Source organism: Hyphomonas sp. CACIAM 19H1 (assembly GCF_003325995.1).
In the GTDB taxonomy this organism is placed as follows: Bacteria; Pseudomonadota; Alphaproteobacteria; order Caulobacterales; family Hyphomonadaceae; genus Hyphomonas; species Hyphomonas polymorpha.
On record NZ_CP016437.1, the window covers coordinates 2,544,000 to 2,565,932 of the forward strand.

Annotated in this window: 21 protein-coding genes; 13 read left to right on the forward strand and 8 right to left on the reverse strand. The window is 61.0% G+C overall.

The annotated features are described in order from the left end of the window. Positions 1 to 89: 89 nt before the first annotated feature. The 3 genes from BBF93_RS11815 to BBF93_RS11825 all read left to right on the forward strand — a co-directional run bounded on the left by BBF93_RS11815 (position 90) and on the right by BBF93_RS11825 (position 2,423). Positions 90 to 1,148: a DUF6607 family protein gene (locus BBF93_RS11815; RefSeq protein WP_114106034.1), complete on the forward strand. Its 1,059-nt coding sequence runs from the start codon at positions 90 to 92 to the stop codon at positions 1,146 to 1,148. Then, positions 1,145 to 1,948 carry a DUF4198 domain-containing protein gene (locus tag BBF93_RS11820; RefSeq protein ID WP_162786536.1) on the forward strand — a complete coding sequence of 268 codons (804 nt, stop codon included), beginning with the start codon at positions 1,145 to 1,147 and terminating at the stop codon, positions 1,946 to 1,948. The genes BBF93_RS11815 and BBF93_RS11820 overlap by 4 nt, the downstream gene beginning before the upstream one ends. A 94-nt stretch (positions 1,949 to 2,042) precedes the next feature. Next, entirely contained in the window at positions 2,043 to 2,423 is a 381-nt protein-coding gene (locus BBF93_RS11825; protein ID WP_162786537.1) for a hypothetical protein, read from the forward strand. A 63-nt stretch (positions 2,424 to 2,486) separates the two neighbouring features. On the opposite strand, the gene BBF93_RS11830 is transcribed toward BBF93_RS11825, so the two are convergent. Together BBF93_RS11830 and aceB are read right to left on the reverse strand one after the other, a co-directional pair. Next, a complete protein-coding gene (locus BBF93_RS11830; protein WP_114106037.1) occupies positions 2,487 to 4,106 on the reverse strand; it encodes an isocitrate lyase in 1,620 nt (539 codons plus the stop codon). Positions 4,107 to 4,150: 44 nt separating this feature from the next. Next, positions 4,151 to 5,788, reverse strand: a complete 1,638-nt coding sequence (gene aceB / locus BBF93_RS11835) for a malate synthase A (RefSeq protein WP_114106038.1) — start codon at positions 5,786 to 5,788, stop codon at positions 4,151 to 4,153. A gap of 157 nt (positions 5,789 to 5,945) precedes the next feature. On the opposite strand from aceB, the gene BBF93_RS11840 reads away from it, so the two are divergent. Further along, a complete protein-coding gene (locus BBF93_RS11840) occupies positions 5,946 to 7,385 on the forward strand; it encodes a short-chain fatty acyl-CoA regulator family protein (RefSeq protein WP_114106039.1) in 1,440 nt (479 codons plus the stop codon). Here BBF93_RS11840 and BBF93_RS11845 read toward each other — a convergent pair. Both BBF93_RS11845 and BBF93_RS11850 read right to left on the reverse strand, forming a co-directional pair. Next, positions 7,382 to 8,320: a glycerophosphodiester phosphodiesterase family protein gene (locus BBF93_RS11845; RefSeq protein ID WP_162786538.1), complete on the reverse strand. Its 939-nt coding sequence runs from the start codon at positions 8,318 to 8,320 to the stop codon at positions 7,382 to 7,384. The two genes, BBF93_RS11840 and BBF93_RS11845, sit on opposite strands and share 4 nt — an antisense overlap. A gap of 10 nt (positions 8,321 to 8,330) precedes the next feature. Beyond that, positions 8,331 to 10,181 (reverse strand): TonB-dependent siderophore receptor, encoded by a 1,851-nt coding sequence (locus BBF93_RS11850; RefSeq protein WP_035601484.1) that lies wholly within the window; start codon positions 10,179 to 10,181, stop codon positions 8,331 to 8,333. 319 nt (positions 10,182 to 10,500) lie between these two features. Between BBF93_RS11850 and BBF93_RS11855 the strand changes: the two genes are divergently transcribed. Next, a complete protein-coding gene (locus BBF93_RS11855; RefSeq protein WP_035601487.1) occupies positions 10,501 to 11,085 on the forward strand; it encodes a helix-turn-helix domain-containing protein in 585 nt (194 codons plus the stop codon). Positions 11,086 to 11,093: 8 nt separating this feature from the next. Here BBF93_RS11855 and BBF93_RS11860 read toward each other — a convergent pair whose 3' ends face one another. The 4 genes from BBF93_RS11860 to BBF93_RS11875 form a co-directional block, all read right to left on the reverse strand. Further along, entirely contained in the window at positions 11,094 to 11,489 is a 396-nt protein-coding gene (locus BBF93_RS11860) for a response regulator (protein WP_051612750.1), read from the reverse strand. Between the two features lie 84 nt (positions 11,490 to 11,573). Continuing rightward, positions 11,574 to 12,191: a response regulator transcription factor gene (locus tag BBF93_RS11865; protein WP_035601490.1), complete on the reverse strand. Its 618-nt coding sequence runs from the start codon at positions 12,189 to 12,191 to the stop codon at positions 11,574 to 11,576. Then, positions 12,188 to 13,354 (reverse strand): PAS domain-containing sensor histidine kinase, encoded by a 1,167-nt coding sequence (locus BBF93_RS11870; protein ID WP_035601492.1) that lies wholly within the window; start codon positions 13,352 to 13,354, stop codon positions 12,188 to 12,190. Before BBF93_RS11870 ends, BBF93_RS11865 begins: the two co-directional genes overlap by 4 nt. 70 nt (positions 13,355 to 13,424) lie before the next feature. Further along, a complete protein-coding gene (locus BBF93_RS11875; RefSeq protein ID WP_035601494.1) occupies positions 13,425 to 13,715 on the reverse strand; it encodes a hypothetical protein in 291 nt (96 codons plus the stop codon). Positions 13,716 to 13,863: 148 nt separating this feature from the next. Here BBF93_RS11875 and ccoN point away from each other — a divergent pair, with 148 nt between their 5' ends. Genes ccoN through ccoS form a run of 8 tightly spaced genes read left to right on the forward strand, consistent with a single transcriptional unit; the run spans position 13,864 to position 21,749 of the window. Continuing rightward, complete coding sequence (ccoN, locus tag BBF93_RS11880) at positions 13,864 to 15,543, forward strand: cytochrome-c oxidase, cbb3-type subunit I (RefSeq protein WP_035601506.1); 1,680 nt, start codon at positions 13,864 to 13,866, stop codon at positions 15,541 to 15,543. A gap of 12 nt (positions 15,544 to 15,555) precedes the next feature. Beyond that, entirely contained in the window at positions 15,556 to 16,323 is a 768-nt protein-coding gene (gene ccoO, locus BBF93_RS11885) for a cytochrome-c oxidase, cbb3-type subunit II (RefSeq protein ID WP_114106042.1), read from the forward strand. Between the two features lie 11 nt (positions 16,324 to 16,334). Continuing rightward, positions 16,335 to 16,496, forward strand: a complete 162-nt coding sequence (locus tag BBF93_RS11890) for a cbb3-type cytochrome c oxidase subunit 3 (protein WP_035601513.1) — start codon at positions 16,335 to 16,337, stop codon at positions 16,494 to 16,496. Then, positions 16,489 to 17,379, forward strand: a complete 891-nt coding sequence (ccoP, locus tag BBF93_RS11895; RefSeq protein ID WP_114106043.1) for a cytochrome-c oxidase, cbb3-type subunit III — start codon at positions 16,489 to 16,491, stop codon at positions 17,377 to 17,379. Before BBF93_RS11890 ends, ccoP begins: the two co-directional genes overlap by 8 nt. Further along, complete coding sequence (gene ccoG / locus BBF93_RS11900) at positions 17,376 to 18,848, forward strand: cytochrome c oxidase accessory protein CcoG (RefSeq protein WP_035601519.1); 1,473 nt, start codon at positions 17,376 to 17,378, stop codon at positions 18,846 to 18,848. Before ccoP ends, ccoG begins: the two co-directional genes overlap by 4 nt. Continuing rightward, positions 18,848 to 19,366, forward strand: coding sequence for a FixH family protein (locus BBF93_RS11905; protein WP_114106044.1), 519 nt, complete (start codon positions 18,848 to 18,850; stop codon positions 19,364 to 19,366). Before ccoG ends, BBF93_RS11905 begins: the two co-directional genes overlap by 1 nt. Then, on the forward strand, positions 19,363 to 21,582 hold the full coding sequence (locus BBF93_RS11910; RefSeq protein ID WP_114106045.1) for a heavy metal translocating P-type ATPase: 2,220 nt from the start codon (positions 19,363 to 19,365) through the stop codon (positions 21,580 to 21,582). The genes BBF93_RS11905 and BBF93_RS11910 overlap by 4 nt, the downstream gene beginning before the upstream one ends. Further along, positions 21,579 to 21,749 carry a cbb3-type cytochrome oxidase assembly protein CcoS gene (gene ccoS, locus BBF93_RS11915; RefSeq protein ID WP_035601526.1) on the forward strand — a complete coding sequence of 57 codons (171 nt, stop codon included), beginning with the start codon at positions 21,579 to 21,581 and terminating at the stop codon, positions 21,747 to 21,749. The genes BBF93_RS11910 and ccoS overlap by 4 nt, the downstream gene beginning before the upstream one ends. The last annotated feature ends 184 nt before the right edge of the window (positions 21,750 to 21,933 follow it).

Below are 21,933 nucleotides of genomic sequence, written 5' to 3' on the forward strand. Positions count from 1 at the left end.
AAAGCTTCCGAAGAATTGCAAGTAATTCTCATTCGCATTATGCAGAAGGGAACAGATCCGCCACCCGAACTCCTCAGGAGGAGGCCTCCATGCCATCCAGATCCCGCTCATTCCTGCTTTTCAGTGCCGCCGCGATCGCGCTTTCCCTGACCGCCTGCGCCGCGTCCCCGGCCCAGACCGCGCCTGCAAGTTTCACCGCTGCCGCCACTGGCGAGGTGGTTGATCCGGCGAAATTCGAGCGGGACCGCGCGTCGATTCTCGCCATGGCGGGCGATTACAAGGTGTCATTCGATTTCATCGAGACGGTTTCCTTCAACGAAAACTATGTTGTAACACCGCCCAAGATTTCCGGGGCGGAGGAAGTGGTTCGCGTGATCGAGGACCGGGGCGATTTCATCAGCCTGCAGCATATCCTGGTGGCTACCCACGGGGACGTGACCTTCCCGATCAAGCACTGGCGGCAGGACTGGCAGTATGAACCCGACCGTATCCTGAGCTTCATTGGCGGCAATGCTTGGGAATGGCAGGATATTCCACTCGCACAGCGAAAGGGAAAATGGTCGCAAACGGTGTATCAGGTGGACGATGCGCCGCGTTACAGCGCTGTGGCGGCCTGGACCTATGACCTTGGCGCGCCGACCTGGGCCCCACCGCATGAATGGCGCCCGCTGCCCCGCCGGGACATGACGACCCGCAACGACTATCACACGATCAATGCCATGAACCGGCATGTCATCACGCCGCTTGGCTGGGTGCATGAGCAGGACAATGACAAGGTGGTGCTCTCTTCCGGCGTGCCCGTGCTGCTGGCGCGTGAAGTCGGCGTAAACACGTATGAGCGCGACAGCGATTTCGCGGTTGAGGTAGCTCTGGATTATTGGGCGGGCACGGCCGATTTCTGGACCGAAATCCGCGATGAGTGGGTCAGGATTGGAAATGAAAACAACCGGTTCGGTCTGACAATCCAGGGTGAGAGCGAAGCGCTCTATGTTCCGCTTCTGGAACTGGCGAGCGAAGTGGCTGAGGGGAAAATTCCACTGGCGGAAGCCGGACCAAAGGGCCGGGCGCTCGTGCGGGAATTCGTGACCTTCGATCTGGCGCCGCTGGCTGAGCGCATCGCCGCCACCCCGAAAGCGGGGGAGAAATGATGCGGTTTGCAAAGCCCTTTCTTGCGGGCGCTGCTGCGCTGGCCGCTGCCCTGCCCGCTTCGGCCCATGTGGGGTTCGTGCTGCCCGATTCCTTTGCCTACAAGAGCTGCAGTGGCTTTGGGGCGATTGCGACCTTCAGTGACTACTTTCCGTCCCCGGAGATTGTGCTTTCGGCGGAGTTTCGCCTGGTGGGGCCGCAGGGGCAGGCCATTCCGCTCGATAAGGTAACAGCCGACCATGCGATGACGCGGCTGGAAGCCTCGCTGGATATGCCGGGTACGTACCGTATAACGAGCGGTGAACGCCTTGGCCGCAAAGGAAAAGTTGCCCTTGTGAATGGGGAATATCTTCGCCTTGGTGGGGAAGATATGGACCCGGCACGCCTGCCGGCGGGCGCGCAGATCCTGACATCGCAGACGGCTACGGTTTCAGAGGCTTATCTCAACTGTGGGGGAACGAATACGGCCGCGGATACATCCCCTGCCGGTCAACTGGCAGTCACGCCCGGACAGGTCGCGGACAGCATCGGACAATTCCGGACATTCCGGGTCACCTTCGGCGGCGCGCCGCTCGCCGCCCGCGAGGCGTTCCTGATCCCGGCTTATGCTTTCCTTACCGGCGCTCATGACGGGGCGCCCCTGATCATCTCGCCCGGTGGGGAGATCCGGCTGGAAAACCTGGCGCCGGGGGTCTATGCCCTTCTCGTCCGCCACATCGCCCCCGCTCCGGAAGGCGCCGAGACGGATGTGCGGTCCTATTCGACAGCGGTGACATTTGCGGTGGGTGAGCTTCATCCCTGAACAGGATCAGACGGTCACTTTCAGGCGCCCGGGTTTCCCGTCCTGGTAGATGATGGTAGGGTCTCCCGGTCTGCAGGCATGGGAGACGAAAAGGATGCGCTTTGTACTCCTCACCGCTGCGCTGGCCGTCTGCCCGATTGTTGCAACGGCACAGGAAGGGGGCAGCGCAACATGGGCTCAGCCCCTGAAAGAAGCGGACGGCCAGGTCATGCGCGTCCCCATGGAAGCGCCAGGTCCGGACGAGACCCTGATGGAAGATGATGCTGTGAGAGAGAGCTGTCGCGCTGCTTTCAGGAACATCATCCTAAATCCGGCGCACACTCTTGGCGAAGTGACTGTCAGTACCAGGTCCGGCTACGACTATATCTGTCGCGCGGAAGCTCTCGCGCCCCCGCCTTCAGCAAGCACGTTGCTGCTTCGCTACATGGTCACGGGCGACGAGCCAGTCGTCGTGATGTCGATGAAGCCCAGATAAAAATAACCCCATCTGCCCGGAGGCAGATGGGGCCGGAGTTTTCCCTACGCAGCAGGAAAGGTGTCAGACGTTCTCGAACTGGTTCATGGTGTTGTGCTCGCCGCTGGCTTTCAGGGCGCGTTCACCGGCAACCATTTCCTTGAACGTATCGCCAAGGTCCGAGCCGACTTCGTGCTGGTGTTTCACAGCCGAGACGTTGTTGCGGATTTCCTGGCGCTGGATGGTCTTCACATAGGCGGCCATCTTGTCTTCGCCGAAATAACCGCGCGAAAGCTGGTCGGTGGCGAAGGCCGTCATGTGGAAGGTGGGCAGCGTGATCAGGTTGTGGAACACGCCGGCACGTTCGGAGATGTCATACTGGAAGCGCTTCAGGCGCTCATCGGCTTCCTTGCCCAACGGGGTGTCGTCATACTTGGCCGACATGAGCTCCGCTTCCGGATATTCGCCCTCGGCAATCTTTCCTTCAGCGGCCCATGCCTTGCGGACCTGTTTGCGCAGGTTGAGCGTCCAGTTGAACGACGGTGAATTGTTGTAGGTGAGCTTCGCATCGGGAACAGCGGCTTTCACGCGGTTCACGAGGCCAGCGATCACGTCCACATCCGGCGTATCGGTCTCGATCCAGAGAAGGTCTGCGCCGCCAAGGGTGAGGTTGGCGATACAGTCTTCCACAACGCGGTCTGCGCCGGTGTTTTCACGGAACTTGAAGAGGCCGTTGGGCAGGCGCACCGGCTTCACGAGGCGGCCGCCCTGCTGCAGAGCGAGGTCGCCTTCTTTCAACGGGTTGGCAGGCGTGATCTCTTCAACTTCGAGCCATTTGGTGTATTCCGAAGCAAGGTCGCCGGCATGCTGGGAAACCGGCACCTTCTGCGTCAGCCCAGCGCCGAGGCTGTCGGTGCGGGCCACGATGACGCCATCATCCACGCCGAGTTCCTCGAAGGCGAGGCGGCAGGCGCGCAGCTTCTCGATAAAGTCTTCCCGCGGAACGGTGACCTTGCCATCCTGGTGGCCGCACTGTTTGGCATCCGACACCTGGTTCTCGATCTGGATGCAGCAGGCGCCTGCCTTGATCAGCTCTTTCGCGAGCAGATAGGTGGCGTGCTCGTTGCCGAAACCGGCATCGATGTCGGCGATGATCGGCACGACATGGCTTTCGAAATTGTCGATGCGCTGGATGATCGTCTCGATCACGTCAGCCGGCGCGCCTTTTTCACGAGCCGCTTTCAGCTCACGGAAGAGATCGTTCAGGCCCACTTCATCGGCCTGGCGCAGGGAGACGTAAATTTCCTCGATCAGGTCTGCGACAGAGGTTTTCTCGTGCATCGACTGGTCCGGCAGGTGGCCAAAACGGTTGCGCAGGCCGGCAACCATCCAGCCGGAGAGATAGACATAAGTGCCCTTGGCGGTGCCCTTCATGCGCTTGACGGCCTTGATCATCTGCTGGGCATGGAAGCCCGACCAGCAGCCGAGCGACTGGGTGAATTTGGAATGATCCTTGTCATAGGCGGCCATATCGGCGCGCATCACACCGGCCATCTCGCGGGCAATGTCGAGATGGGTGTTGTAGGTGTTCTGCATTTTCAGCTGGACGATATCGTCAACGGTCACACCGCCGGGCGCCTGTCCGGTGGGGTAACGTTTCTGAACCTGGGCGCGCAGCTCGGCGTAAGTGGGTCGTTTGGACATGAGAGGATCTCCCTGGAGAAAGTTCTGATTAGTGTGTTGACGGATCATGCAAGGGTGCGCAGCGCTTCATAGGCGGGCAGCGTCAGGAAATCGGCGAGGTCTTCGGAAGTCGCCGTATTGGTGAAGATTTCGGCGGCGATGTCATAGCGGCCCGCCTTGAAGCCATTATCGCCGAGGGCAGCACGGACCTTGCCGAGTTCATCGGCGAGGATTTCCGCGAACCATTCCTTCGTGAAGGTGCGGGCTGCGCCATCGGCGGCCTTGACCTGCGCGCCATGATAAATCCACTGCCAGATCTGGCTGCGGGAAATCTCGGCGGTGGCGGCATCTTCCATCAGGTTGTGGATCGGCACGGCGCCGCGGCCGTTCAGCCATGCAGCGGTGTATTCGATGCCGACGGACACATTTGTGCGCACGCCCGCTTCGGTGATTTCGCCGGTGTGCGGCGTCAGCAGCGATTTCTGGCTGATCGGCGGGAAGCAGCGCTGACCGAGCACCTGGTTGCCGAGCGGCATATGTTCGTTGAATACTTCCATGGCGACCGGGACAAGCGCCGGGTGGGCCACCCATGTGCCATCGTGGCCATTCTTCACTTCACGGAGCTTGTCCGCGCGGACCTTGGCGAAGGCAGCGTCATTAGCCGCTTCGTCATTCTTCACCGGGATCTGCGCAGCCATGCCGCCCATGGCATGTGCCCGGCGCCGGTGGCAGGTCTTGATGAGGAGCAGCGAATAGGCATTGAGGAAGGCCCGGTCCATGCCCACCTGCGCACGGTCCGGCAGCACGAAATCCGGGTTCTTCCGCAGGGTCTTGATGTAGGAGAAGATGTAATCCCAGCGGCCACAGTTGAGGCCCGCGATGTGGCGGCGCAGCTCGTAAAGGATCTCGTCCATCTCGAAGGCAGCCGGCAGCGTCTCGATCAGGACGGTGGCCTTGATGGAGCCGGTCGGGATGCCGATTTCGCCTTGTGCGTACTCGAACACTTCGTCCCAAAGGCGGGCTTCCAGATGGCTCTCCATCTTCGGGAGATAGTAGAACGGGCCGATACCGGCATCGAACAGCATCTTGCCGTTATGAAAGAAGTGCAGGCCGAAATCGAACAGGCTGGCCGAGACCGAGCGGCCATCGACGAGGACATGCGCCTCTTCCATATGCCAGCCGCGCGGGCGGACGATCATGACGGCGACTTTATCATTCAGCGCGTAGGATTTGCCCGACGCAGTATCCGTATAGGCCAGCTTGCCGCGGGCGAAGTCCTGCATGTTGACCTGGCCGTCGATCATGTTGGCAAAGGTGGGCGAGGAAGCGTCCTCGAAATCGGCCATGAACATCTTGGCGCCGGAGTTCAGCGCGTTGATCATCATCTTACGATCAACCGGGCCCGTGATCTCGACCGAACGATCGAGCAGAACGGACGGAACCGGATCGACTTCCCAATGACCGTTGCGGATAACCTTTGTCTCGGGCAGGAAATCGGGCAGTTCGCTAGCATCAAACCGGGCCTGGCGTTCCTTCCGCAGGCTGAGAAGCTCACGGCGGCGGGCACCAAAGCGGCGCTCCAGGGCCTCGATGAAGGCCAGCGCCTGCGGGGTCAGCACGCGGTCTACCCCGGCGGCCTTGCCCTTCACTTCGATCTTCGCGCGAGCTGCGGAAGGCTGTTCAAGTGTGGCAGCGATGGACATGGCCGGTTCTCCCTGGGTGTCTTAATTCTTGACACAACCATATTTACAGATCGCCGAAGGATCGAGTACCTTTCTGTTTCCATTGGGTTTTTATGTTTACGTTGTAACAAGAACCCTGTGTCACTTGTAACTTTTGTAAACTTAGCCGGAGTGCCTGATGGCCGAGCGCAAGGAAAAAACCCTTATCGGCCCGCGTATTCGGCGGCTGCGGCGCACGCTGGGCATCACCCAGGCGCAGATGGCCGAAGACCTTGGCGTGTCGGCAAGTTACATCAACCTGATCGAGGGCAACCAGCGCCCGATCAGCGCCAACCTCCTGTTAACTCTGGCGCGGGTTTACGATTTTGACATTTCCGATGTGGGCGGGATGGGCGATGCGCGGCTCGTATCGGAGCTGATGGAGGTCATCCGCGATCCGGTGCTGGAGGCTGGCCAGGTCGGCAAGAATGATGTCGAGGATATCGTCAATGCGAGCCCGGACATCGCGCGCGCCTTTGTACATCTCTATGACAAATACCGCGAACTGGCGCTGCGCACCTATTCGGACAATAATCCACTAACGGACCGGGAGAAGGTGGAGCTTCTGGAAGAGTCTGCACGCAGCGTGGAATCCGTGCGCCAGATGTTACAGGACTACCGGAACTATTTCCCGGAGCTGGACGAGGCAGCGGAAGCCTTTTCGGCGGAGCTATCGACCATACATGAAGATCCGTATGCAGCGATGATCCAGCAGCTGAAGGGTCAGCATGGGCTGCGCGTGCGAGTGGTTCCGTATGACATCATGCCCAACACGCTGCGCTATTATGACCGGCACAAGCGCGGGATTGATCTTTCCGAACTGTTGCCCCAGTCGGGCCGGCGGTTCCAGCTTGCCTTCCAGCTCGGGATGCTGGAATTCGGGGAGCTCATCGATTCCTATGTGATGAAGGCCGGCTTTACAGACCGGGACGCCATCGGTCTGGCCCGCGTCAGCCTGGCCAACTATTTCGCCGCCGCCGTGCTGATGCCCTATCATTCCTTCCTGCGCGAAGCGGAGAAGACGAAATATGATGTGCAACTGCTCAGCCACCGTTTCAATACGAGCTTCGAGCAGACGGCCCACCGCCTGACGACGCTGCAGAAGCCGGATGCCCGCGGCATTCCCTTCTTCTTCGTGCGTATCGACACGGCGGGGAATGTTTCCAAACGCTTCAGCGCGGGGCGGTTCCATTTTTCGAAGTTTGGCGGCGCCTGCCCGCTCTGGAACATTCATGAATGCTTCGAATCGCCAGGCCGTATCCGTACCCAGATCATCCAGATGCCGGATGATACGACTTATTTCTCCATCGCCCGCACGATCACCCGCACCGATGGCTTCTATGACAAGCCGGGGCCGAAGCTGGCCATCGGGCTTGGCTGTGACATCGCCTATGCTAAGCGCCTCGTCTACGCTGCCGACCATAATTTGGAAAAAGCCGAGCCGACCCCCATCGGCGTCAACTGTTACCTCTGCGAGCGGCAGAACTGCGCCTCACGCGCCCATGCCCCGCTAAGCCGCAAGCTGGTCTTCGACGAACGCGCTCGCGGCATCTCACTCTACCGCTTTCAGGACGATTAGGGCGTCACGCAAGCCTTGGCGCGCGCAACCCCCGGCAGGACAGCCGCCACTTCCCGAACACGGTCCGTTGCAACAAGTTGCACGCCCTGCGTGATGCGGCGATAAAGCGTGTCGTCGCCCAGCATCCGGATCCGGCTGTCCCAGGATCCCGTCCACCAGCCAAGCGGCGCAAAAGCGGACTCAACGCCCTCGTCCGCCAGCGCCGCATAGAAATCCGGGTTCGGAACTTCCGTACCGCCCCAGGAGAGGATGTGGAAGAGATCGACACCGGCTTCGCGCAGGGTGGTGAGGTCTTCAAGCTTCTCTATCGGCGTTACGATCATTGCTTCGGGCGCGAGCCGATAGACAAGGGCTGCGTCCTCCAGCGAGTAAGTGGCGAAGACGACGCGGCCAAACGCATTCTGCGTCCTCACCGCATCAACCAGATCCTCATAGGTTGTTTCCGCCTTGCGATCGAGCGCAAGCATGGCACGCCCTTCGCTCCAGCTTAGCGTCTCCGCCAGCGTCGGAATCCGGAACTGCGTGAGGGTTCCGTCATTGTCCACGAGAAAAAGTTCGCGCAGCCGCTCGAATGTCATGCCGCGCACCTCGCCCTCTCCGTCGGTGGTCCGCGCGAGGGTGTCATCATGCATCAGGACGAGGACGCCATCGGCGCTTTTCTGGACGTCTACCTCCAGCAGCGCAGGCACTTCCGAAACGGTGTGGGCAAAGGTTTCCAGCGCATTCTCGGGATAGCCCGGCACCGGACCGCCCCGATGGCCGCTGATAATCACCGCGTCGTTCTCCCGTAGGCAATCGAAGAAGCCGGGCATATCGCCCGCCGCCGATACCAGCGGGAAGGACACTGCTCCGGCCGGCGCCTCAGGCGCATCCGGGGCGCTGACGCAGGCGGCAAGCAGGCTGGCGCTGGCCAGAAGAAGGCTGTTCCTGAACATGATCATTCCCTCAATAGCGGACCGAAAGGCGAAGCTGAGCGGTGCGGCCATAGGTCGAGTCGCCCAGTTTCTCCTCATAGAACTTGTCGGTAATATTGTGGATCTTCGCAGCCAGACTCACCCGGTCGGTCACATCCCAAACGGCAGAAACGCTATAGAGCGAATAGCCGGGCATGACATAGCTGCTCGGATAATCGCTGAAAAATTCGTCGCGCCAGTAGCCATCCACAGTAAGCGCCAGCTTGCTCATGGGACGGACAGTGACAGCAGCACTGGCTTCATGTTTGGGGCGGCCAAAAAGCTGTGTACCCACGGAACGCTGTGAGACATCCAGATAGGTATAGGCGCCGCGCAGATCGATCCAGGACGCAGGCGACACACGCAGATCAAGCTCGACGCCAGACATATCGACAGGGCTCTGAATATTCTGCGGGGAAGACTTTCCCGTCAGCGGGTTGAAGATAGAGAAGATGCCATCATCGGCAACACCGTCGAAATAGGTAACGCTCCAGCCTGCCAGACCGCTCTCCAGGCGCTGATCAATGCCGATGTCCGCCATCCAGCTGGACTCCGGCTGGAGGTCCGGGTTGCCTTCATAGGTCGCTGACGAGCCGAGCAGCTGGCGCAGGCCGGGCGCTTCGGCCCCTTCACCATATGACGCGCGCAGTTTCGTATCGATGCCGGGAAGGTCAAACGCATCCGGCAGATTGTAGGCGGCCGTCAGGCGGTGGGTGAATTCACCCCCGAATTTCTCATTGTCGTCATAGCGCGCCGCGCCGGAAAGGAAGAGGCCCTTGAGAACTTCAAAATTCACCTCGGCAAAGGCTGCCGTGTTGGAGATGCCATCATCGATCAGCGCATAGCCCGCGCCGACGGGTTGTTCGAACACGGCCTGTTCATCGCGGTACTCGGCCCCACCGACGAAGGTCATGCGCTCGGCCGGCCGCCAGGTGGCGTAGTAGATGCCCTCAACGGTGCGGCCTTCGCTTTCCTGCTCCGTACCCGGCGCGGTGTAGACATCCTGCAGATCGACAATGGATACCTGCGCCGTGTGATCCAGCTTACCGTCAAAGGTCTTCCAGACGCCCTTGACCGCGCCGAAGAGTTGTTGGCTTTCATTCTGCCCTTCGCTGTCCTGGAAAAGATATGCCGGCAGCCCCAAAGGATTGTTCGCCGGCAGATAATTGGCGTCGATCTCGTTCATCGCATCGGTATAACGCACCCATGCGCTCAGCTCGGTATTCGTGGTTGGCCGCACTTCTCCGCGCAGTTGCGCTGTGAAGTTCTCATAGCCATCACGCTCGACATTGCCCGGCGGGCGGCTGGAGAGCGAGATACCTGCCGTGTCATAATAGGAAAGGCTGCCGGACACGCCGTATGTGTCGTTGCCCTGCTGGGCGCCAGCGGTCAGCTCATAGGTGCTGTTGTCGCCAACCATCGCAGAGCCACGCACTTCCAGAGGCCCATTCGGACGTTTGGTGATTACGTTGATGACACCGGCCACAGCATCGGCCCCGTAGACGCCCGATTGCGGCCCGCGCAGAACTTCCACGCGCTCGACATTGTCCAGGAAAAGGTGGTCGATACCGAACTGGTTGTCCGCTTCGGAGGGATTGTTGACCTTCACGCCATCAATCAGCACAAGTACATGCTTGGTGGTGAAGCCCCGCATCCGGACCTGCGTGTTTTGCCCCACCCCGCCCGAGCGGGTGATCGCAACGCCGGGAATACGCTCCAGCGCCTCGTCAAGCGTTGCCAGCTGCTGCAACTCGATCTCGGCGGCATCGAGAATGCTGATGGCGTCGCCCATCTGACTGACAGGAACTGCAGAGCGGGAAGATGAAACGATAACCTGTTCCATTTTCAGCGCCTCCTCCTCCTGGGCCCAGGCGAGGCCGTGAGACAGGGTTGAAACAGACAAGGCGCACAGAAGCGATGTTCGGAAGGAAAAGGCAGACATGGTTGACACCCCAGAAGCTGAATTTCTGAGGTGCCGATTACAGGGGCGGCGCGACGGTGATTTTGCATTTGCGTGAACAATCCATAATCGCGGCGCCTCAAATCACCTGACCGTCACAAAAATGATTACGGGAGCGGATAATGTCGTCTGACTGGAACCGCGTGAATATATCTGGCCGGGGTGACCGATGGAGAGGCTTCAGCAGACCGGTTGGGCCGGAATGATCATCAATCTGCGCCGCAGTCAGGGATTATCCCAGCGGGCGCTGGCAAATCTTCTGGAAGTTGACCAGACAAGCGTGTCACGCTGGGAGCGCGGCGCCGGGCTTCCCAGCGCAAAGCTGCGCCGCCGGATGCGTGACATGATGCGTCAAAATCCTGCCAATAAACTTGATACTCTCGCAAAACTCCGGGTGCAGATGTCGGACTGGCCATCCACCTTGTTGCGGCAGGGCGCCATTCTTCTCGAGATGAGCCGCAGGGTCCCTGCCGAAGTTTCGGTGGAAAAGCTGCTGAAGGGCAAAAGCCTCTACGGCCAGTTCGGCGAGGAGGCTGACGAGCAGGTATTCGCCTGGGAGCGTTCAGGAATTTTCTCAGGCGAACTCGCCATGACGGTGTCCCTGAACCGGATCGTCACCCCCTCCGGCCCGGTTTACTTCCGCGGCATGGATACGCCGCACATCTGCTCTGGCGGGGAGATATGGTGCCTGTGCGAAATCCGCCGGCTGAGCGAGGATGAATACGAGACCTCGCTGCGCCAGATGGGCGGCGCGTTGATGTCGATCCCATTTGACGAGCTTGGCTGAACCGCGCCTCACCCTGGAAGGATGTCGCGCAGGACGCGGACGAGGGACGTGTCCATCATCGGTTTACGGACGAGCGCAATAAAGCCAGCCCGGTGGGCGGAGGCTTCCAGCGTGGGAAGCTCCCAGCCGGAAATCATGATGGCGGGTGTATCGATGCCCTTCTCCCGCAAGGCGGAGAGCAGGGCAAACCCATCCATGCCATCAAGCTTCAGGTCGATCACGAAACAGTCAAAATCGCCCGGCTTTACATCCACCAGCAACTCGTCTGCCCCGTTGAACGTGTCCACGGAGAAGCCCCGCGCGCCCAGAAGCAGGCGCAGGGACTGACGCACCGCAGGGCTGTCATCGACAACGGCGATGCGGCGGGGGGGATGAACTGGCAAAGACTTTGCGGTGGCGCTCACATCACTCTCCGGCACTCCGGGAGCTTGGAACCTGCACGGAATTCCCTCAGCAGTCTGTAGGTAGAAGCCCCTAAAAGCTGCTGTTTATTCAATGCCGAAGCCCGCAGCGAAGGCGATTCGCAGAACGGTTGAAAGATTAGACGCGCCCATCTTTTCCATCACATTCGCCCGGTGAATCTCAACCGTACGCGGTGAAATATCCAGCGAGATGGCAATCTCCTTATTGGTCTGGCCATCGACCAGACCCAGCAGGACTTCCTTCTCGCGCGCCGTGAGATGTTCGATCAGGCCCCGGGCCTCGTCGGCCAGCACCTCTTCCTTGCGGCGCGCCTCCAGACGCTCGAAAGCGCGGGTCAGGGCCTCGACCAGCGTCTGCTTGGCATAAGGCTTTTCAACGAAGTCTACAGCGCCGGCCTTCATCGCGCGAACGGCCACGGCGACATCGCCATGCCCGGTCAGGACGATCACCGGCATCGCCACACCGCGCTCATTGAGAACTTCCTGCACCTGCAGCCCGTCCATCTTGGGCATCTGCACGTCCAGCAGGATGCAGCCCTTCTCGGCCTCCTCAACCTGGTCAAGGAAGGTGACGCCATCGACATAGGTTTTCACGCGGAATCCGGCATGACGCAGCATGAAGCTCGCCGAATGGCGGATGGCTTCATCATCATCGACAAGATGGATAAGGCGAGTATCTGTCATGATACTGATTTAGCAGCATCTTTTCTCAGTGTGAACCGAAAACAGGTGCCCCCTTCGGGCGGCGTAATGGCGCGGATGGTCCCGCCATGCGCCTCCACGATGGTCTGACAGATCGACAGGCCGAGCCCCATGCCCTGGGATTTGGTCGTGGCGAAGGGCTTGAAGATGTTCTCGCGCAGTTCCTGGGTGAGCCCGGGGCCGTTGTCGCACACTTCCACCGCCACAAAACCCGGCTCGTCGGCAAGAAAGACACGGACTGTGATGCGGGCGTCCTGGGTGTTGGACAGGGCGTCCATCGCATTGCGTATGAGATTGATAACCACCTGCTGGATCTGGATGGGATCGCCCATCACCAGGTCGGCGTCCTCATCCTGTTCAAGCTTGATCGGTATATCCGCCAGATCCCGCGAGAGCTTGGAAAGCGCAATGGCGTCTGCCAGGAGAGGGCTGAGGCTGAGCGGTCGGGCATCGACCTCGCCGCGCGAGACATAGGACCGCAGCTTGCGAACGATTTCACCGGCCCGGACAGCCTGCCGGGCCGCTTCGGTGAGCGCCTCCCGCAGGATCTCCTGCGTCTCGGGGTCGGGCGAATCAATCAGGTCACGGCTGGCTTCGAGATAATTTGCCACAGCTGTCAGCGGCTGGTTGAGTTCATGTGCCAGTGCAGAGGCCATCGTGCCCACGGCGCTGAGGCGGGAGAAATGGACCAGTTCCGACTGCATTTCCTGCATCCGCAGCTCGGATCTCTGCTGCTCTGTCAGGTCACGGATGAACGCGGTGAAGAGGAAATGATCCCCGATTCGCGCCTCCCCGATTTTCAAGTCGATCGGGAATTGCGTGCCGTCAGCGCGTGACGCAATCACCACCCTGCCCTTGCCGATGATCTGACGTTCGCCGGTGCGCAGGTAATTGCCGATGTAATTGTCGTGGTTCGCCTTGTCGCGGCCAGCCATCAGCATGTTGACCGGCTGGCCGATAACCTCTTCGGCCCTGAAGCCGAAGAGGGCCTCTGCGGCCCGGCTGAAAGCCATGATTTTCCCGGACTCGTCGGTCACCACCATACCGTCCGGAACAGAAGCAAGGATCGAGGCGAGGTGCAGCTGGAGGGTCTCCCCGTCCAGCAGGTTCACAGGCGTCTGCGTCGTTTTCGGCGTGTCGCTCATCCGTCAAGATCCATCCGGCAATGCCCCCCTTCACTGCCCTCTGCCGCTGTGCGGCGCAAGGCGGCGTCTTTTATCCGCGGCGGCGCAGCGCCTTCAGCCGCGGCTGAGCGGCCTGCCAGAGGGCATAGGCCAGCATCGCGACGCCCGCCGCCATGGCATAGCAGCCCCAGCAGTGCATCGCCGCCAAAGCCATGATTTCATTGGTTTCTGCGCCGGGCGCAGGCAGCGGCGCCCCGCCTCCGCAGCGCATGGCCAGATAGTCCTGCAGCGTCGCCTGACGCCCCATCTCGCCGAGATGATTGGTGAATTTGACCGCGCCAGTCGCGGTCAGGGCGGTGCCCAGAGCTGCCGTCTTCCACATGAGCTCTCTCCTTTGCTGTCCTATCCGATTACCTCCGGTGCGACAGGCAGGCCCATCCGTACTTCCCCTTATACAGTTTGGCCCGCCCCTCCGGCAGTTACGCACCAGTATCGATCACTGCGATTCAGCACTGGAGGGGGCTATCCCAATGAATACACGCGCTGACATATCCAGAGGCGCAGGGCCGGGGCTCAGCATAGGCACAGTCAGTACCCTGACCGGTCTTGTTGCACTCGGTGTCCTGATCATCGCCGGCAATGCTGCCGATCCGATGATGGCCGCCCATGCCTGGACCTTCTTCTTCCTTACCGTCCTGGGCCTGCTGATAACCGGGCTCTGGGCGGGCAGCCTGAACGGTCGCAACCCGTTTGACCCGGCGATCTATGAAGACACCATCGTCAAGTTCGGTGTGGCCGCTTCCATGTTCTGGGGCATCGCCGGCTTCCTGGTCGGCGTTATCATCGCTCTGCAGCTGACCTTCCCGAACATCTTCTACTTCCCGGATTTGGGATGGACGAATTTCGGCCGCCTCCGCCCTCTGCACACGTCCGCCGTGATCTTTGCCTTCGGCGGCAACGTGCTGATTGCGACGAGCTTCTATGTCGTCCAGCGCACCTGCCGCACACGCCTTGCCGGCGGCATGTGGCCCTGGTTCGTCTTCTGGGGCTACAACCTCTTCATCGTGGTTGCCGGCACGGGCTACCTGCTCGGCGTTACTCAGTCGAAGGAGTATGCCGAACCCGAATGGTATGCCGACCTTTGGCTCACCATCGTCTGGGTCGCCTATCTGCTCGTCTTCCTGGGCACCCTGTGGAAGCGGAAAGAGCCGCACATCTATGTGGCCAACTGGTTCTACCTGTCTTTCATCGTCACCATCGCGATGCTGCACATCGTCAACAATCTGGCGATCCCCGTCAGCCTGACGGGTTCCAAGAGCTATCAGCTGTTCGCCGGCGTTCAGGACGCGCTGACGCAGTGGTGGTATGGCCACAATGCCGTGGGCTTCTTCCTGACCACCGGCTTCCTCGCAATCATGTATTACTTCATCCCCAAGCAGGTGAACCGCCCGGTCTATTCCTACCGCCTGTCGATCGTTCACTTCTGGTCGCTGATCTTCATCTATATCTGGGCCGGCCCGCACCACCTGCACTACACCGCCCTGCCGCAATGGGCGCAAACCCTCGGCATGGTGTTCTCGGTGATGCTGTGGATGCCCAGCTGGGGCGGCATGATCAACGGCGTGATGACCCTATCGGGCGCCTGGGACAAGCTGCGCACAGATCCCATCGTCCGTATGATGATCGTGGCGCTCGCCTTCTATGGCATGTCGACCTTTGAAGGCCCGCTGATGAGCGTGCGCGCCGTCAACGCCCTTTCCCACTACACCGAATGGGGCATTGCCCACGTCCACTCCGGCTCGATGGGTTGGGTCGGCTTCATCAGCTTCGGCGCGCTCTACTGCGTCACGCCCTGGCTGTGGAAACGCAAGGCGCTCTACTCCAAAGCCCTCGTGGAATGGCACTTCTGGCTCGCGACGCTCGGCATCCTCTTCTACATCGTGGCGATGTATGTGGCCGGCATCACTGAGGGCCTCATGTGGCGCGCCTATAACGAGTTCGGCTTCCTTGAGTATGCCTTCATCGAAACGGTCAAAGCCAAACACATCATGTACATGATCCGCGTGGCGGGCGGCCTGCTCTACCTGACCGGCGCCCTGCTGATGGCCTACAACCTGGTGCGCACTGCCCTGGGTCATGGCGCCGCCGGCGAGGCCGCCGCACCCGATGCGCCCAAGACTGCAACCCCCGCGCTTCAGCCTGCCGAATAAGGAGCACTGAACATGGCTATCATGGACAAACACCAAAAGCTTGAGCGCCACTCGCTGCTTCTCACCGTCGGCATCCTTGTGGTTGTCGCTATCGGCGGCCTCGTGGAGATCGCGCCCCTGTTCTATCTCGAGAACACCATCGAGAAGGTACAGGGGATGCGTCCCTACACGCCGCTGGAGCTGAAAGGCCGCAACATCTACATCCGCGAGGGCTGCTATACCTGCCACTCGCAGATGGTGCGTCCTCTGAGGGATGAAGTAGAGCGCTACGGCCACTACTCGCTGGCGGCCGAAAGCATGTACGACCACCCCTTCCAGTGGGGTTCCAAGCGAACCGGACCCGACCTTGCCCGCGTTGGCGGCAAATATTCGGACGAGTGGCACCTCGACCACCTGAAAGATCCCAAATCGGTCGTTCCGGACTCGATCATGCCGCCCTACGCTTTCCTTGCAAAGAAAAGGCTGAAATATGACGACATCGAAGATCACCTGAAAGCCCTGCGTCTGGCGGGTGTACCCTATACGGACGACATGATCGCCAATGCCAAGGCCGATCTCGTCGCCCAGGCTTCGCCCAACGCAGACTTCGACGCCGAAGATGCCCTGGTTGCCCGTTATACCGAAGCATCAGGACGCGAAGGCACGGTGAAGATCTCCGACTTCGATCATAACCCGCAGGCCGTCACCGAAATGGATGCCCTCATCGCATATCTGCAGATGACAGGCACCCTGGTCGACTTCTCCACCTATGAGGCCAACGACCTCAGCAACCGGCGCTAGGAGCAGGCAAGATGTATGAAACACTTTCAAGCTTCGCGCAGACCTGGGGTCTCGGCTTCTTCGTGCTGATGTTCCTCGTGGCCGTCGTTTATGCCCTCTGGCCAAGCAATGGCGAAAAATTCCGCGCGGCCGCACATCAACCTCTGATCGACAAGGACCCGTCAGATGACTGACCATAAACGGGATATTGATGAAGTCTCCGGCGTTGAGACGACGGGGCACAGCTGGGACGGGATCAAGGAACTCAACAATCCTCTCCCGCGCTGGTGGCTGTACGTCTTTTATGGCACGATCGTGTGGGCCATCGGCTACATGATCGTCATGCCCGCCATTCCCGCGCTTCCGGGCTTGGGCATGAACAACACGCCGGGTATCGCTGGTCACTCGGACCGTGCCGAAGTCGCCCGGAAAGTGGAAGAGCTGCATACGGAGCGTGCCGCCGCTGCCAGCCGTCTCGTCACCGCATCGCTGAGCGAGATCGAAAACGACATGTCGCTGCAACAGTTTGCCCTCGCCATGGGGGAGAGCGCCTTCGGGGACAACTGTGCCACCTGCCACGGCGCCGGCGGCCGCGGCGCCAAGGGCTATCCGATGCTCGCTGATGATATCTGGCTCTGGGATGGCACGCTGGAGGGGATCGAAACAACGCTCCGCCACGGCATCCGCCATACCGAAGATCCCGATACGCGCCGCAACACCATGCCGGCTTTCGGGCGGGACGGGATGCTGACCCCCAGAGAGATCGACGACCTGGTGCAGTATGTGCTGAACTTGTCAGGTCGCGAAGCCAACAGGGCCGCCGTTGACCGCGCCGCGCCGGTTTTCGCCACGCAATGCGTCACCTGCCACGGCGCCGATGGCAAGGGCAATCGCCAGCTGGGCGCGCCTGACCTGACCGATCATGAATGGCTGTTTGGCGGCGAGCCGCGCGACATTCAGCAGACGATCTACAGTGCCCGGAACGCGCACATGCCCGCCTGGCAGGGCCGCCTCGATGATCCGACCATCAAGGCGCTGGCAGTCTATGTTCACTCGCTCGGCGGGGGTGAGAAGTGACTAAAGTCACGCTCATCAAGGCGGGCGGAAGGGATGCTCCGGGGCAAAAGCCGGAGCATCCTCCCTCACTTTATGAAAAGCGCAACCAGATCTATCCCAAGCTCGCGCACGGCAAGTTCCGGTCGTTCAAATGGCTTGTGATGGCGGTCACGCTGGGCATCTATTACCTGATCCCATGGATCCGCTGGCCGCGCGGCGAGGGCATCCCGGATCAGGCCGTTCTGGCTGATTTTGCAGGAGAAAAATTCTATTTTTTCTTCCTCCAAATCTGGCCGCAGGAAATCTATTATCTCGGCGGCCTACTGATCCTGGCGGCGCTGGCCCTGTTCCTGGTCACCTCCCTTTTCGGCCGCGTATGGTGTGGCTATACCTGCCCGCAAACGGTATGGACTGACCTTTACATATGGGTAGAGCGCGCTTTCGAAGGCGACCGCGCCGCCCGTATGCGGCTCGATCACCAGCCAATGAGCTTCAACAAGGCCTGGCGCAAGATCGGCAAACATATCGTCTGGCTGCTGATCGCCTTTCTCACGGGCGGCGCCTTCATCCTCTACTGGCATGACGCGCCCACAATTGCCCGCACCTTCTTCACCGGCGAAGCGCCGCTTACGGCCTACTTCTTTGCCGGCATCCTCACTTTCACCACCTACGCCCTCGCCGGCACGATGCGCGAGCAGGTCTGCACCTATCTCTGCCCCTGGCCGCGCATTCAGGGTGCCCTGACCGATGAACACGCCCTCAACGTCACCTACCGCTATGATCGCGGCGAACCACGCGGCCCCCACCGAAAAGACCAAAGCTGGGAAGGCCGGGGCGACTGTATCGACTGCAAACAGTGTATCCAGGTCTGCCCGATGGGCATCGACATTCGCGACGGCGCGCAACTCGAATGCATCCATTGCGCCCTCTGCATTGATGCCTGCGACGACATTATGAAGAAGGTTGATCGCCCCACGGGACTGATTGCCTATGACACCGATGTCGCTGTGGCCGCCCGCGCCTGCGGGGAAAAACCGCGCTACAAGCTGCTGCGCACGCGCACAGTGCTCTATGCCATCCTGATCGCTGCCATCAGCCTGCTGATGGTGTGGGGCTACACCTCGAAATCCACCTATGAATTCAACGTGCTGAAAGATCGCTCCCCGCCCTTCATCCGCCTGTCGGATGGCCGCATCCGCAACGGATACACGCTGAAACTCGTCAACAAGTCTACAGATGTGCGCGCCGTTGATATCTCTGTAGAGGGCCTGCCCGAAGCAGATTTCGAGATCATCGGCCTCGGCTCGGCGCCCGATGGCGGCAGCCTGCAGGTCACCACGGATGCTCATGGTGTGGCCCGCTACCGCCTTCTGGTGACAGCTTCCCCGGAAAGCTTGCCACGCCGCACAACCCTCACGGTACAGATCAAGGACGTTGCCACCGGCGAAATCGCCGAAGCGGACGCGCCGTTCACAACAGGAGACCAATAATGGCTGCTTCCCTGTCTCTCGAGAATTCCGGCAAAGGCAAGATGAAGGGCTGGCATGCCCTGCTCTGGTTCCTCGGATTTTTCGGCTTCATGTTTGTCGTGAACGGCATCTTCCTCTGGGCTGCGATCACAAGCTTTCCCGGCGAGGATGTTGAAAAGTCCTATCTCACCGGCCTGGACTACAATCAGGAACTGGCCCGGCGGGCACATCAGGAGGCGGCTGGCTGGAACGCCGAAATCGGCATCAGCGGCACCAATTCGGGCTTCCTGCTCACCACCCGCCTGCTGACGCGCGATGGCAACGCCCTGCCCGTCTTCGGCACGCAGGCACAGCTGCGCCATCCCAGCGACCGGGCATTCGACCGGATGATCACCCTGACCCCCGCCGGGGGCGGTGAGTATGTGGCGGAACTCGGCGATCTGCATGCCGGCGCCTGGAGCATCAATATTGCCGCCGATGTCGATCCGGAAACGGATGGATTCGAATTCCGCGCTAGCCGTGAAATCATCGTGCCATGACTGACTTTCCCCTCGACGCCAACGGATGCCCCAGCGGACTGGCCCCGCCGAGCGGTTCGGACACGTCTGACCCCACCGCTTTCGTCCGCAAGGTCGGCAGGCAGAGCCGCCTGTCGCTGACCGTGCGCGGTGCAAAATGTGGCGGCTGCCTCTCGCGCATCGAGGCGGCTGTGACCGCATTGCCGGGGGTTGAGAGCGCAAGGCTGAACCTTTCCAATGGGAAGCTGGACATAGCCTGGTCCGGCAATCTTGAACCCCGGCGGATAAGCGAAGCGGTGAGCAACCTGGGGTATGGCGTAGCCCCGCTTGATACGAGCACGAATGACGATGCCCACAAGAAGGAGGAGCAGTCGCTTCTGCTCGCCATGGGCGTGGCCGGATTTGCCACGGCCAACATCATGCTTCTGTCGGTCTCGGTCTGGGGCGGGCATGGCGAGATGGGCGAGGCCACCCGCCAGGGCCTGCATGCGCTCTCCGGCGTGATTGCGCTGCCGACCCTGATCTATTCGGGCCGCCCTTTCTTCAAATCCGCCTGGAATGTGCTGAAAAAGAAGCGCACCAATATGGATGTGCCGATTTCTCTGGCGCTGATCCTGGCCTTCTCCGTCAGCGTGGCTGAGACGATCCGGGGCGGCGAACATGCGTATTTCGATGCCGCTTGCATGCTGCTGTTCTTCCTGCTGATCGGGCGGTTCCTGGACGCGCGCGTGCGCCGCCGGGCTTGGTCAGCCGCGCGGGATCTGGCCGCGCTGGCGAGCCGGACGGTGACGCGGATTTCCGCAGACGGAACGCCCCAATCGGTGCGCTCCGAAGAGGTGAAGCCGGGTGACCGCATCCTCCTGGCGCCAGGCGAGCGGGCCGTGGTGGATATGGTGATCGAGGGCGGCGAATCCGAGGTGGACGAAAGCCTCGTCACCGGCGAGAGCCTGCCGCGCTGGACCGGGGCGGGCATGAAGCTGATGGCCGGCTCGATCAACCTCTCTCAACCGCTGACCGGGCGGGCAACAGCGGCAGCAGCCGACTCGCTGCTCTCCGAGATCAGCCAGATGCTGACGGCGGGTGAGCAGAAACGCTCCACCTACCGGCAGATAGCGGACAAGGCCGTCTCCCTTTACGTGCCGGTGGTTCATTCCACCGCGCTCTTGACCTTCCTTGGCTGGTGGCTGATCGGGGGCATTGGCCTGCGCGAGGCGATCCTCATTGCCGTCTCTACGCTGATCATCACCTGCCCCTGCGCGCTGGCGCTGGCCGCGCCGGTGGTGCAGGTCGTTGCCGCAGGGCGCCTGTTCAAGGGCGGGGCATACCTTAAATCCGGCGACGCGCTGGAACGGATTGCCGCCTGCGATCACATCATCTTCGACAAAACCGGCACGCTGACCCTTGGCACGCCGCGGCTTGTTTCGACCGGCATTCCGGCAAGCCTTCTGGCGGAAGCTGCGCAGCTGGCGCGGGCGAGCCGGCATCCGCTGTCGCGGGCGCTCACCGCCGCTGCCGGGGCCGGACCGCTGGCGAAGAATGTGAAGGAATATCCCGGCCTTGGCCTTGAAGGCGAGGTGCACGGGGTGACCTGCCGGCTCGGCTCTGCCGAATGGACTGGCGCCAAGGCCACCGGCCATACCGGCGCCACGCTGTTCTTTGCGCGCGGGCAGGAAATGCCGGTGGAGCTGCGCTTTGAGGACGACATTCAGGCGAATGCGGCCGGCACGCTGGCAAAGCTGCGGGCGATGGGGATGACGATGGAAATCGTATCCGGCGACCGGGCCGAAGCGGTGGCGGAAGTTTCCCGCTCTCTGGGCATTGATCAGTGGACGGCAAGTGCCAGTCCGCAGGACAAAGTGGCCCGGCTGGAAGCCCTGCAGGCGGAAGGCCGCAAGGTGCTGATGATCGGCGATGGCCTGAATGATGCCGGCGCGCTGGCGCTGGCCCATGCTTCGGCTGCGCCGGGCGGCGCGCTGGATGTGAGCCAGTCAGCCTCTGATACGGTCTATTCCGGCGGCCTTTCGCCCCTGCCCGGCCTGGTGAAAACCGCGCGGGCAGCCAAAGCGGTAATGCTGCAGAATTTCGGTTTTGCGGCCATTTACAATGTCGTGGCGGTGCCGATTGCCATCATGGGGCATGCGACCCCGCTGGTGGCGGCGATTGCCATGTCGGGCTCTTCCATTATCGTGTGCCTCAACGCATTGCGGCTTACTCTGAACACGGAGAAACAGGCATGAGCGGCCTAGTGTTCCTCATTCCGATTGCCCTGATGATGGGCGCGATGGGCCTTGTCGGCTTTCTCTGGGCGGTCCGCTCGGGCCAGTTTGATGATCCAGACGGCGCCGCCGCGCGCATCCTGATTTCGCCGGACGAACCGCTCCCCGATCGCAAGCGGGCAGAGTAGCGCGCAGCAGCAAGGGCCGGAACGCGCGGGGGCGCGGCCGGTTTTGGGGAAGGTCGGAGAGAAGGTCCCAGATTTTTACCTGGGAAATGCCGAGGGTCCCCCCCCTCTCCCAGAGGGCGTGGAAGGTGAGGTCTGCGGCGTTGGAGTTTTTTCCGGAAACCTCCAAAAAAACTCCAACAGGAAC

Excerpts from the sequence above, each read along its gene's own strand:
- BBF93_RS11910 (WP_114106045.1), top strand. The coding sequence starts at position 19,363 with ATGACTGACTTTCCCCTCGACGCCAACGGATGCCCCAGCGGACTGGCC.
- BBF93_RS11870 (WP_035601492.1), bottom strand. The coding sequence starts at position 13,354 with ATGAGCGACACGCCGAAAACGACGCAGACGCCTGTGAACCTGCTGGAC.
- aceB (WP_114106038.1), bottom strand. The coding sequence starts at position 5,788 with ATGTCCATCGCTGCCACACTTGAACAGCCTTCCGCAGCTCGCGCGAAG.
- BBF93_RS11890 (WP_035601513.1), top strand. The coding sequence starts at position 16,335 with ATGTATGAAACACTTTCAAGCTTCGCGCAGACCTGGGGTCTCGGCTTC.
- ccoS (WP_035601526.1), top strand. The coding sequence starts at position 21,579 with ATGAGCGGCCTAGTGTTCCTCATTCCGATTGCCCTGATGATGGGCGCG.
- BBF93_RS11820 (WP_162786536.1), top strand. The coding sequence starts at position 1,145 with ATGATGCGGTTTGCAAAGCCCTTTCTTGCGGGCGCTGCTGCGCTGGCC.
- ccoO (WP_114106042.1), top strand. The coding sequence starts at position 15,556 with ATGGCTATCATGGACAAACACCAAAAGCTTGAGCGCCACTCGCTGCTT.
- BBF93_RS11845 (WP_162786538.1), bottom strand. The coding sequence starts at position 8,320 with ATGTTCAGGAACAGCCTTCTTCTGGCCAGCGCCAGCCTGCTTGCCGCC.
- BBF93_RS11855 (WP_035601487.1), top strand. The coding sequence starts at position 10,501 with ATGATCATCAATCTGCGCCGCAGTCAGGGATTATCCCAGCGGGCGCTG.
- BBF93_RS11830 (WP_114106037.1), bottom strand. The coding sequence starts at position 4,106 with ATGTCCAAACGACCCACTTACGCCGAGCTGCGCGCCCAGGTTCAGAAA.
- ccoP (WP_114106043.1), top strand. The coding sequence starts at position 16,489 with ATGACTGACCATAAACGGGATATTGATGAAGTCTCCGGCGTTGAGACG.
- ccoN (WP_035601506.1), top strand. The coding sequence starts at position 13,864 with ATGAATACACGCGCTGACATATCCAGAGGCGCAGGGCCGGGGCTCAGC.
- BBF93_RS11875 (WP_035601494.1), bottom strand. The coding sequence starts at position 13,715 with ATGTGGAAGACGGCAGCTCTGGGCACCGCCCTGACCGCGACTGGCGCG.
- BBF93_RS11905 (WP_114106044.1), top strand. The coding sequence starts at position 18,848 with ATGGCTGCTTCCCTGTCTCTCGAGAATTCCGGCAAAGGCAAGATGAAG.
- BBF93_RS11825 (WP_162786537.1), top strand. The coding sequence starts at position 2,043 with ATGCGCTTTGTACTCCTCACCGCTGCGCTGGCCGTCTGCCCGATTGTT.
- BBF93_RS11865 (WP_035601490.1), bottom strand. The coding sequence starts at position 12,191 with ATGACAGATACTCGCCTTATCCATCTTGTCGATGATGATGAAGCCATC.
- BBF93_RS11840 (WP_114106039.1), top strand. The coding sequence starts at position 5,946 with ATGGCCGAGCGCAAGGAAAAAACCCTTATCGGCCCGCGTATTCGGCGG.
- BBF93_RS11850 (WP_035601484.1), bottom strand. The coding sequence starts at position 10,181 with ATGGAACAGGTTATCGTTTCATCTTCCCGCTCTGCAGTTCCTGTCAGT.
- BBF93_RS11815 (WP_114106034.1), top strand. The coding sequence starts at position 90 with ATGCCATCCAGATCCCGCTCATTCCTGCTTTTCAGTGCCGCCGCGATC.